Below are 254 nucleotides of genomic sequence, written 5' to 3'. Positions count from 1 at the left end.
AGCCTCGTCCTGCTGGATGTTTCAGTCGACCAGATCATGAGCAACCTGAAAAAACGCCATGCAGAGTTGCAGGGAAAGAAGCAGAACGATTGGCTGGCGTGGCTGCCGGAAGAGGAACTTCTGGAAAAGATCAGAGAGGGCAAAGAGCGAAAGCAACGCTGGACAAAGATAGCCCAAGCATTGGGCGTAGCCACGCTTGAGCTGGACGCCAGCGAGGAATTAAGTGTTAGCGAACGCAAGGTGCTTGACTTCCT

1 protein-coding gene is annotated in these 254 nt (G+C 53.1%); it reads left to right on the top strand.

Features of this window, described 5'->3' with window-relative positions:
* Nucleotides 1–254, top strand: a 254-nt coding sequence (locus tag SQ11_RS17680; protein ID WP_041515118.1) for a hypothetical protein, incomplete at both ends; no start/stop codon positions are given.

The sequence above is a fragment of the Nitrosospira sp. NpAV genome (assembly GCF_000832065.1).
Taxonomy (GTDB): Bacteria; Pseudomonadota; Gammaproteobacteria; order Burkholderiales; family Nitrosomonadaceae; genus Nitrosospira.
The sequence above is the reverse complement of the archived record's forward strand: the minus strand, read 5'-3'. Positions and strand labels throughout refer to the sequence as shown.